Consider the following 10146-nt stretch of genomic DNA (forward strand, 5'->3'; position numbering starts at 1 on the left):
CGGATGGTGCGGGTGGTGCGCGGCGGGCCGGCCAGCCAGGGCGGCAATCGCCGTACATCGCTAGAATTCAGACATGGCAGAGCGGCCCGGAGTGCCGACTGCGCCCGCGCTCGTCGTGGAGACGGACACGGGCTCCACGGTGCTGACACCCGATCGCGACTATCACGTCGGACGGGACCCCACGAGCGACATCGTCATCGATGACGACCGGGTCTCCTGGCACCACGCGGTCCTGCGCGCCGCAGCCGGCCACTGGACCGTCGCCGACGAGAACAGCACCAACGGCACCTACGCGGACGGCCGGCGGATCCACGAATGGGGCGTGGGCCCCGGCAGCGTGCTGCGCTTCGGCGGTGCGGCCGACGGCCCCCGGGCCCTGCTCGTCGCCCCGGACCGCCCCCGACCCACCGCTCCGACCCCGCCCCGGACAGCACCCCCGGCTGCCGCGTCCCCGGCTCCCGCGCCGCCGGTGAGCACCACGCGCGCGCCCGCCCCGCCCGACCACCCCGACACCGGTCGGCCACCGCCCGCGACCGGATCCGCGCCCGCCCCGCCCGACCGGCCCTCGGGCGTCCACAGTCCCGCCGCCACCGGCACCTTCCGGCAACCCACCACCGTCCGCCCGCTGCCCGCCCGCACCGTCCGCATCGGCCGCGGCCGGGACAACGACCTCGTGGTGGACGACCTGGTCGTCTCCCGTCACCACGCCGAACTGCGCACCGGTCCGGACACCACCTACGAGATCGTGGACCTCGGCAGCCACAACGGCACCTACCTCAACGGTCGCCCCGTGACCAGGGCGCCCGTGCTCCCCGGCGACATCGTCGGTGTCGGACACTCGGCGTTCTGTCTGGTGGGCGACGAACTCCAGGAGTACGTGGACACCGGCGAGGTCTCCCTCGACGCCCAGGACCTGAGCGTCACCGTGGACCACGGACGCAAGACCCTGCTCGACGACGTGACCTTCCCGGTCGGCGAGAAGTGCCTGCTGGCCGTCGTCGGGCCGAGCGGAGCGGGCAAGTCCACCCTGCTGAACGCCCTGACCGGGCTGCGCCCCGCCGACCGCGGAACCGTGCTGTACGACGGCCGCGACCTGTACCGGGACTACGCCGAACTGCGCAGCCGCATCGGACTCGTCCCCCAGGACGACATCCTCCACGTGCAGCTCACCGTGCGCCGCGCCCTCGGCTACGCGGCCCGGCTGCGGTTCCCGCAGGACACCGCCGAAAGCGAACGCCGGGCCCGGGTGGACGAGGTCCTCCACGAACTCGGCCTCGAAGCGCGGGCCGGTCAGCCCATCCACAGCCTCTCCGGGGGCCAGCGCAAACGCGTCAGCGTCGCCCTCGAACTGCTCACCAAACCCTCCCTGCTGTTCCTGGACGAACCCACCTCCGGCCTCGACCCCGGCATGGACCGCTCGGTGATGCACATGCTGCGCGGGCTGGCGGACGACGGCAGGACCGTCGTCGTCGTCACCCACAGCGTGCTGAGCCTCGACGTCTGCGACCGGCTCCTGATCCTCGCGCCCGGTGGCCGGATCGCGTACTTCGGTCCGCCGGACGACGCCCTCCCCTTCTTCGGTCACACGCAGTGGCCGGAGGCGTTCGAGGCGTTCGACACCGACCACGCGCGCGACTGGGCGACCGAGTACCGGGCCTCGCCGTTCCACCGTCGCTACATCACCGAGGCCACCGCACGGCCCCCGGTCCCCACCGGGAACCGGCCCACCGCGCCACCGCCGCCCAAGCCGCAGAGCTGGCGGGCCCAGGTGGGCACCCTGGTCCGCCGCTACGGCGCCGCGCTCGGTGCGGACCGGACCTTCCTCGCGATCATGATCGCCCTGCCTTTCATCATGGGGGCGATGGCCCGCGCACTCGCGGGGAGCCGCCTCACCTCGCAGTCCGCGATGGACGCCCTCCTCATCCTGTGCGTCGGAGGCGTCCTCACCGGCGCCGCCAACGCCGTGCGGGAACTCGTGAAGGAACGCGCCATCTACCGCAGGGAACGCGCGGTCGGCCTGTCCCGATCGGCGTACCTGATGTCGAAGGTCGTCGTGCTCGGCACCATCACCGTGCTCCAGGCCGTGGTACTGACCCTGGTCGCCCTGCTCGGCGTCGACCTCAACGCGCCCGGCGGGTCGGGGGTGCTCCTCCCACCCCTGGTGGAGATCATCCTCGCCGTCGCGCTGCTCGCCTTCACCGCGATGACGCTCGGCCTGTTGATCTCCGCGGTGGTCCCCAAGGAGGAGGTGACGATGCCGCTCCTGGTGCTGATCGCCATCGTGCAGGTGGTGTTCTGCGGCGCCCTCCTCGAACTCGCCGTGCCGGGCATCCAACAGTTCTCCTGGCTGGTGCCGGCCCGGTGGGCGTTCGCCGCGATGGCGTCGACCATCGGGCTCGCCCGGATCGTGCCGGGCGACCAGAGCGCCGACGCGCTGTTCCAGCACACGGCGGGGACCTGGCTGCTCGACATGGGGATGCTCGTGGTGCTGTCCCTCGTCTTCCTGTTCGCCGTCTCCCGACTGCTGCGCCACCAGGAACCCGCCGTGATGCGCAAGTGATCCAGCCGGGGCGCTTCGGCGCCCCGGTCCCGTGAGGCACCGCGAGGGGAGCCGCCCATGACCACCGTCGAGTTCCGCCCCACCCATGTCGTTCCGCCCGGTGGCCTGCCCACCTGGGAGGTTCCCGACACCGCCCGGCCCTCCGCGCCGTTGGACGCGCTGCTGCCCGTTCAGCTGACCGAGCGGCTCGGCGACTGGGGCCGGGTGGCGTGCGCGAACGGGTGGACCGCCTGGGTCGACGGCCGGCTCCTCGTGGCCGTGCCCCAGCAGCCTCCCGACACGGGCGCCCCCACCACCCACACGGCCGACCCGCGCCCCCTGCTGGCCCGTGCCCAGGAGGCGGTCACCCGCTACCGGGCCGCCGCCGGGGAACTCGCCGACGGCACCCTCGACACCGAGTCCTTCCACCGGCGGACCCGGGGGCTACGGGTGGGAATGGTCGTGGACGGGACGTCGCTGTGGCTGTACGACGCCGAACACGAGCGCTGGGTCTACAGCGACGGGCGGCGGCTGAGCGGCTTCGCGGCGGACCGGGCGGCCACCGGGGACACCACGCGGCCACCGGCTCCCGCTCCGGCCGTCGGGGCGCCCGCAGACCGAGCCGCGCCGGACGCCCGCGGTGCCGGGGGAGCGGTCGAACGGGCACCGGACCCGTACCCGCCCACCCGCGTGGTCACCCCCGGACGGGAACCGGAGCCGCCACCGGGCGACGGGGGCGCGGCGCACACCAGGGTCGTGGGCGACCCGGGTGCGGCGAGCACCGGCCCGCCCGCCGGACGGGAGGAGCCCCCCACCGTCCTCGAACCACCCCCGGGACCCGACCCCGTACCCGAGCGCGACACCGGCGATGACAGCGGAGGTGACAGCGGCCCCGGCCGTGACGCCGACCCGGGCCGCGGGACCGCCGCCGAACACCGGGCCGGGACCCGCACCCGCCGCCTCACCCGCCCCGCCGACCGGCCGGGACCCGACCCGCGTTCCGGCGGTGGCGCTCCATGAGACAGGACGCGTCCCGCCCCGAACCGAACGGACACACGGGGCGCCCGTCGGGGCTCGTGGGACAGCAGGTGGCCGACTACCGCATCGAGGGCGAGATCGGCCGGGGCGGCATGGCCGTCGTGTACCGGGCCAAGGACCTGCGCCTCGACCGCACCGTGGCGCTCAAGCTCCTCGCCCCCGAACTGGCCCGCAACGACACGTTCCGTCGCCGCTTCACCCACGAGTCGCGGGTCGCCGCCGCGATCGACCACCCGCACATCGTGCCCGTCTTCGAGGCGGGGGAGGCGGACGGCGTCCTCTACATCGCCATGCGCTACGTCGCCGGACTCGACCTGCGGCACCTCCTCGACCAGCGCGCCGAGCACCCGGATTCCGCGGGCGCCGGAGTGCTCCCGTGGGACACCGCGGTACGGATCGCCACCCAGGTCGCCTCCGCACTGGACGCCGCCCATGACCACGGTCTGGTGCACCGGGACGTCAAGCCCGGCAACATCCTCGTCGCCCGGGGCACCGACAGCGACCACCCGGAGCACGTGTACCTGACCGACTTCGGACTCACCAAGAAGTCCCTGTCCCTCACCGGGTTCACCACCGTGGGCCAGTTCGTGGGCACGCTCGACTACGTGGCGCCCGAGCAGATCTCGGGGCGCCCCGTCGACGGGCGGTGCGACGTGTACAGCCTCGCCTGCGTGGTGTACGAGACGCTGGCCGGCGGCCCGCCCTTCCAACGCGACGACGACATGGCCCTGCTCTGGGCCCACCAGTACGACGAGCCGCCCGCGCTGGCCGAGCGGCGCCCCGACACGCCCCGAGGAGTGGACGCGGTCCTGACGAAGGCCCTGGCCAAGCGCCCCGACGACCGCTACGACTCCTGCCTCGCCTTCGTGGGCGCGCTGCGGGCCGCCACCGGCGCGGACCCGGGCAGCCACCACCCGGGTACCGCGAACACCGCGAACACCGGGGCCGCCGACGGACGCCCCGGGCCGCCACCCGCACCCCCCGCCTGGGCCCGCCCGGTGTTCCGGGGCGCGGCCGAAGACCCGCCCGGCGCGGCCGACCGCCCGTAACCACGGACGATCCCGGAACGCCGCACCCCTGCCCGCGCAGGCATCCGCACCGCAGTCGGGCGTCAGCGCCGCCGCCACCGCGCGGCCAACCCGCCCAGCGCCCCCATGACCACGCCCCAGGCCACCGCGACGGCCACCGCCTGGCCCACCCGAGGGTCCAGCCGCACCCGCCCGGACAGTCCACCGCCCAGGTCACCGATGCCCAAGAGCGACAAGCCGTAGTGCGCGGACACCCGTACGGTCAGGCAGACCGTCAGGACGGTGAACGCCAGCGCCACTCCCAGGTGCACGGCGTGCCGCCACAAGGGCGTACCGACCGGCGCCCGCCGGGCCATCACGTACGCCGCGGCGAACAGCACCACCGCGGCGAACGGCACCAGCCACCACGCCCGGCCGTCCTGCTCGGCCAGCGTTCGCACGCTCAGCGCACTGTCCTGGGTGCCCCGCAACACCCGGTCCAGCGCGGGGGGCATCGGCAGCCCGAACGGACCGTCGACCCGCCCGTCCCACACCGCGCCGAGCCCCAGGGTGAAGGCCAGCCACGCGAGGTTGGGCAGCCCGAGCAGGAGCACCGCGATCGTGTCGGCCGCGTGCCCGTGGGTCACCGCGACCACCACCCCGACCACCAGCCCCACCACCACGTAGGTGAGCAGCACGTCCAGGGCCGCGTGCGCCGCCGGCCGCACCGCCGCGTGGAACCGCACCAGCCGCGCGGGGAGGGGTGCCTTGCGCGCCACCAACAACGCGATCAGCAGCACTCCGGCCAGCCACACCAGTCCGAGGAGCACGCTGGTCCCCACGTCGGCCGCGAACCCGACGGTCGGGGTGAGCCCCAGCAGGTCGCCGACGTCCCGCAGGGCCGGGTCCCCCAGGGACACCGTGAACTCCTGGCGGGCGCCGAGCGACAGTCCGAGGAGCGCGAGCAGCCACAGCACGGCGATCCGTCCGGCCCACCCCGCCAACTCCCGCCCGCCCACCACGGCCCGGTGCCGCAGGGGTGCGAGGAACCCCGCGCCCACGACCAGCGCACCCGCCAGGCTCACCGACAACGGCAGCACCACGAGGTCCCCGCGCGCGTCGACCAGCCCCCCGCTGCCGCCGGTCAGCCCCACGTCCCCGCCGACCGCGAGCAGCACCACCGCCACCACCACCCGGGGGAACGCCGCGTCGGGCAACCCGTGCGCACCGGCCGCCCACAGCCCCGCCGCCGCGAGGACCGTCATGGCGAACAGGGCGGCGAGCACCGTCGCGAGCGCCAGGAGCCAGCCGTGTACCGCGGGCCGGGCGGGGGCGCGAACGGCGGCCCCCCGGTCGGATGCTCGCCAGTCGCTCACGCAGCCACGCTAAACAGCCCCGCGCCCCGGCGCTCCCCGGGAGGGGCCGACCGCGTCCGCTTGCAGGGTGCGCGGGGGCGCTGCACACAATGGTCGGGCGCAGTGGCGCCCCGGGGGGTCGTTCGAGACCGGGAGCTGAGATCCGTGAGCGCCGAACCACCGTCCTCCGACCGCCCGACCGACCCCACGGGGCCGGGCGATCCGTCGGACCGTTCGTCCACCGGCCCGTCCGGGCCGCCGTCCGGCCCCCTCTCCGAACCGTCCCGCCCGCCGACTCCGCCGCCCCCGCCGGCCGGTCGTCCCGCGGGTCCCCCGTCCGGTCCGACGAGCGACGACGCCCACGGCACCCCCGCCGCACCGGACGGCACGCGCGGCGGGACGGGTGGCGGCCCGGGCGGTGGTGCGGCGGACCGGCCGCCCGGCTCGGGTGGCGGCGGCCGTGACGGCGGCTCCGGAACGGGCGGCCCGGGCGCCGGCGGCGGTACCCCCTGGTGGCGCAGCGCCCCGCGGGTGGCCCTGCTCGCCCTGGGCGTGGTCGCAGCGGTCGTCCTCGGCGTCGTGCTGACCCGCCCCGACGGCAACGGCGGCGGGGGAGGCGGCGGCGGGGGGAGCGGCGAGGTCTTCCTCCAGGCCGCGAACAGCACGGGCCGGGACCCGTTCACCGCGTCCACCGCCCGGGACAGCTCCCCGCCGCCCAGCACGCCCTCCCTGCCCGACCGTTCGGAGTCCGCGAGCGGGTACGTCACCCAGGGCGTTTCGGGCGCCGAGCCCGGACTGTACGGGGGCACCCGCAAGGTGGGCAGCTGCGACGTCGCGAAGCAGGTCGAGTACCTGGGCCGCGACAGCGCCAAGAACACGGCGTTCGCCGCGGTCCTGGACGTCGAGCCGTCCGGAGTGCCGGCCTACCTACGGGCGCTGACCCCCGTTCAGCTGCGGCTCGACACCAGGGTCACCAACCACGGGTACCGCGACGGCAGGGCGACGGCGTACCAGGCGGTGCTGGAGGCCGGCACCGCGGTGCTGGTCGACGACCGGGGCGTGCCGAAGGTGCGCTGCGCCTGCGGCAACCCGCTGGCCGAACCGGTCGCCCTGCGCGGCGACCCGAAGCAGATCGGGGACCCGTGGCCCGGCTACCGGGAGTCCAACGTCGTCTTCGTGAAGCCCGCTCCGCACCCCGTGGAGTCGTTCGTGATGTACGACGCCGACAGCGGTGGTTGGTTCACCCGCGAGCGCGGTGACACCGGGCCGGGGGACCGTCCCACCCAGCCCCCGAAGAACCCGACCCCCAGTCCCGACGGCTCGCCCTCCGACAGCTCCGGCAGCCCGGAACCGGACGGCTCGTCGCCCTCGGAGGGGACGTCCGAGTCGCCGGACGGCACGTCGACCGGCGAGTCCCCGCCGTCCGAGCCGTCCGAGCCGACGGAGGGCTCGGGATCGCCCGTCCCCGAGTCCCCGCCGCCCGGCTCCGCCTCGGCCCCCGGCTCCCCGCAGGCCCCGCCCCAGGAGCCCGCGTCACCCGGTGGAACCTCGGCGGCCCCCGGACCGGCCGTCACCCACCACCGGGGCTGAGCCGGGACCGGGCGGCGCGGCGCCGCCCAGCAGGTTCAGCCCGAGCGGGGTCGCCGTGTGGATGACGTACCGGCCGTCGCGCCGACTGGTGATGAGCCCGCCCTCCCGCAGCACGCCGATCTGGTGGCTCGTGCTCGGCAGCGAGACCCCCACCGCCGCGGCGACCTCCGAGGTGGTCCGGGTCCGGCCGTCCGCGATCCGTGCGAGCACCGCGGCCCGGGTGCGCCCCAGCAGGCGGACCACTCCGTCCGCGGTCGAGGCCCCCGCATCGAACGGCGTCTTCGCCACCGGGTACACCAGGACGGGCCGTAGGTCCGGATCGGCGAGGGCGGTCGGCCGCCGCCAGCAGAAGTACGAGGGCAGCAACAACAGGCCCCGCCCCGCCAGGAACAGGTCGCGCGCCACCGGGAAGTCGACCTCCAACACCGGCGACCGCCACCGGGCGAACGGCCGCAACCCGTCCAGCAGTGCCTGCGTACCGCCCGAGAGGAGACCGTGCGTCCGGGCCCGGACGTCGTTCTCCACCGCGGCCCGCACCCGCGCCCAGTGGGGCCCGAGCAGACCGTCGTGGTACGTGCGCAGCGCGTCTGTCAGCAGCGCCGGCCCGTCGTTCCCCGTCAGCGCCCCCAGCCGACCGGTCGGCCTGCGGGCGCCCGACAGCTCGGCCAACTCGCGCTCCAGCCGGGTGCGCGGGGTCGCGCGGACGAGGTCGAGGCCCGCGGCCAGCTCGGCGCCGGCCGGATCGGGCGCCGGGGTGAGGAAGTCGGGGATGTACCCGAGCGGCGGGATCACCGTCCGCAGTACGCGCAGGCTCCGCAGCGCGAGGGGGTCGGCCCGCAGGACGCGACGGGCGGCGTCCCGCCACGGATCGAAGTCGACGGGCCCTTCCCGGGTCTGGATGCGGCAGACGCTGCACATCAGCTCCCACAACGGATCGGGCTGTCGGGCGATCCGGACGTTCAGGAGGTCGCGGGCGGTGAAGTGGATGCGGAGCATGCGTCCTTCTCCCTACGGCGAGGGCGTGCGGTGGCGAGGGCGTGGTGACGGAGCCCGGTGACGGGGCGAGGGGGACGGGGCGGGTACGGGAGTGCTGGTCGACGGTCCGTCACCCGCTTGCCGGCACGTCCGGCGTGGCGGGGCCGTGACCGTCCGCAGGTGAGGGCCAGGAGCAGGGCCGGGCGGGTGACGCGGGGCAAGGATGTGCGGGCGTGTCCTGCGGTGGGGGCGCACGGTAGGCGAGTTCATATCGTTTTGCCCCCAGGAGACCCGTATGCCCCTCAGCCCTCGTCCGTCGCGCCCGGTCGCCCGCGGCCTGGCCCTCAGCGCGACCCTGCTCGCCGCCGCGTCCCTGTCGACGGCCCCGGCCCAGGCCCACGAGGGTTTGCCCTCGCACCACTGCGTGGTCAACGGTTCCTCCGTGCCGCCGGGCCAAACCGTACAAGGCACCCCGGGCGACGACGTCATCGAGTGTGAGAACGACGTCGAGAACGTCATCATCTGGGGCGGCGGTGGCGACGACAACATCCGGGTCAAGGGCCTCATCATCGACGCACAGGTCCTCGGCGGGGACGGCGACGACCGCATCCAGACCAGTCACCTCTACCCGCGCGCGGACCAGGCGTCGGTGCGCGGCGGAACCGGTGACGACACCATCATCGTGCCCACGGTGATGGGCAGCACCGAGAACGGCGCCACGATCTACGGCGACCAGGGGGAGGACCGCATCACCGTCGGCACCGTGTCGGGAGCCCCCGGCCAGCACGCCCGGGGCGGCGGCCAGGTCTTCGGCAACGACGGAGCCGACGCGATCTCGACGGGCGTCATCGACTTCGGCGGTCGGGTCCTCGGCGGCAGCGAGAACGACCTCATCGAGGCGAAGGGCGTCGGCCCCGAGGCCGGCGGCGTCATCCAGGGCGGTCCCGGCAGGGACACCATCCGCGGTACGAAGGACACCGTCCTGCGTGCCGGGCCCGGCTGGGGCCTCGTCGACGGCGGCCTCGACACGGACCAGTGCAACGTGGTGCACGCCAGCCCGGAGCGCGCCCGCAGCACCATCGCGGGCTGCCCCTGAACCACCGTGCGCAGTACGTGCCTTCGGAGCCCCTCCCCGGTCGTGGGGAGGGGCTCCGTCCCGTGCCACCCCCACCGGGCCGTGAGCCCCACGAGTGAGCCGGGAGCCGTGGCCGTGACCCGGCGGGGCCCTCACCCGTTGCTCCGTACATGACCGCAACTCGACGCATTCTCGCCGCCGTGGCCCTCGCCTCCGGAGTCACCGCACTGACCGCCACGGCAGCGTCCGCCGCTCCCGCCCTCCAGCAGGGCGTGGAGGTCCCGTCCGTGATCGGGCAGGTCGACTCCCTGTCCGCCCAGTCGGTGGGCCCGGAGCACCAGGCCAAGATGCCGACCGTCACCGGGCAGGTCGGCACCATCAGCCACGGCTTCGCCCAGCTCCAGCAACTCCGGCAGGTGACCGATCTGGTCGCCCCGGTCACGGGACTGCTCCCCGCCATCGAGTACTAGGAACTGTTCGAAGTTCGGATCTCTTCAAGGCTCGGTGGTGTGCTGGGTGGGGCTGGTAGAACTCGCGTGTGGCGCGTTTTGATGTGACGGATGCCGA

Annotated in this window: 8 protein-coding genes; 6 read left to right on the top strand and 2 right to left on the bottom strand. The window is 74.8% G+C overall.

The annotated features are described in order from the left end of the window. Nucleotides 1-73 precede the first annotated feature (73 nt). Genes ACFWIA_RS31845 through ACFWIA_RS31855 form a run of 3 tightly spaced genes read left to right on the top strand, consistent with a single transcriptional unit; the run spans nt 74 to nt 4626 of the window. Nucleotides 74-2560 (top strand): FHA domain-containing protein, encoded by a 2487-nt coding sequence (locus tag ACFWIA_RS31845; protein ID WP_387010725.1) that lies wholly within the window; start codon nt 74-76, stop codon nt 2558-2560. A gap of 57 nt (nt 2561-2617) precedes the next feature. After that, nucleotides 2618-3559 carry a hypothetical protein gene (locus tag ACFWIA_RS31850; RefSeq protein WP_387010726.1) on the top strand — a complete coding sequence of 314 codons (942 nt, stop codon included), beginning with the start codon at nt 2618-2620 and terminating at the stop codon, nt 3557-3559. Continuing rightward, nucleotides 3556-4626 carry a serine/threonine-protein kinase gene (locus ACFWIA_RS31855; RefSeq protein WP_387010727.1) on the top strand — a complete coding sequence of 357 codons (1071 nt, stop codon included), beginning with the start codon at nt 3556-3558 and terminating at the stop codon, nt 4624-4626. Before ACFWIA_RS31850 ends, ACFWIA_RS31855 begins: the two co-directional genes overlap by 4 nt. A gap of 62 nt (nt 4627-4688) precedes the next feature. On the opposite strand, the gene ACFWIA_RS31860 is transcribed toward ACFWIA_RS31855, so the two are convergent. Then, nucleotides 4689-5960: a streptophobe family protein gene (locus ACFWIA_RS31860; RefSeq protein WP_387010728.1), complete on the bottom strand. Its 1272-nt coding sequence runs from the start codon at nt 5958-5960 to the stop codon at nt 4689-4691. A gap of 144 nt (nt 5961-6104) precedes the next feature. Here ACFWIA_RS31860 and ACFWIA_RS31865 point away from each other — a divergent pair, with 144 nt between their 5' ends. Continuing rightward, the gene (locus ACFWIA_RS31865) at nt 6105-7529 is read left to right on the top strand and encodes a DUF6777 domain-containing protein (protein ID WP_387010729.1); all 1425 of its coding nucleotides are present in this window, start codon (nt 6105-6107) and stop codon (nt 7527-7529) included. On the opposite strand, the gene ACFWIA_RS31870 is transcribed toward ACFWIA_RS31865, so the two are convergent. Then, nucleotides 7473-8525, bottom strand: a complete 1053-nt coding sequence (locus ACFWIA_RS31870) for a helix-turn-helix domain-containing protein (protein ID WP_387010730.1) — start codon at nt 8523-8525, stop codon at nt 7473-7475. The two genes, ACFWIA_RS31865 and ACFWIA_RS31870, sit on opposite strands and share 57 nt — an antisense overlap. 274 nt (nt 8526-8799) lie before the next feature. Between ACFWIA_RS31870 and ACFWIA_RS31875 the strand changes: the two genes are divergently transcribed. Then, nucleotides 8800-9600: a hypothetical protein gene (locus ACFWIA_RS31875; RefSeq protein WP_387010731.1), complete on the top strand. Its 801-nt coding sequence runs from the start codon at nt 8800-8802 to the stop codon at nt 9598-9600. A gap of 149 nt (nt 9601-9749) precedes the next feature. After that, nucleotides 9750-10049, top strand: coding sequence for a hypothetical protein (locus ACFWIA_RS31880; protein ID WP_387010732.1), 300 nt, complete (start codon nt 9750-9752; stop codon nt 10047-10049). Nucleotides 10050-10146 lie beyond the last annotated feature (97 nt).

It is taken from the genome of Streptomyces sp. NPDC127068 (assembly GCF_042724695.1).
Classification (GTDB): domain Bacteria; phylum Actinomycetota; class Actinomycetes; order Streptomycetales; family Streptomycetaceae; genus Streptomyces.

Coding starts and splice junctions, on each gene's coding strand:
- ACFWIA_RS31845 (WP_387010725.1), top strand. CDS start 74: ATGGCAGAGCGGCCCGGAGTGCCGACTGCGCCCGCGCTCGTCGTGGAG.
- ACFWIA_RS31850 (WP_387010726.1), top strand. CDS start 2,618: ATGACCACCGTCGAGTTCCGCCCCACCCATGTCGTTCCGCCCGGTGGC.
- ACFWIA_RS31855 (WP_387010727.1), top strand. CDS start 3,556: ATGAGACAGGACGCGTCCCGCCCCGAACCGAACGGACACACGGGGCGC.
- ACFWIA_RS31870 (WP_387010730.1), bottom strand. CDS start 8,525: ATGCTCCGCATCCACTTCACCGCCCGCGACCTCCTGAACGTCCGGATC.
- ACFWIA_RS31875 (WP_387010731.1), top strand. CDS start 8,800: ATGCCCCTCAGCCCTCGTCCGTCGCGCCCGGTCGCCCGCGGCCTGGCC.
- ACFWIA_RS31880 (WP_387010732.1), top strand. CDS start 9,750: ATGACCGCAACTCGACGCATTCTCGCCGCCGTGGCCCTCGCCTCCGGA.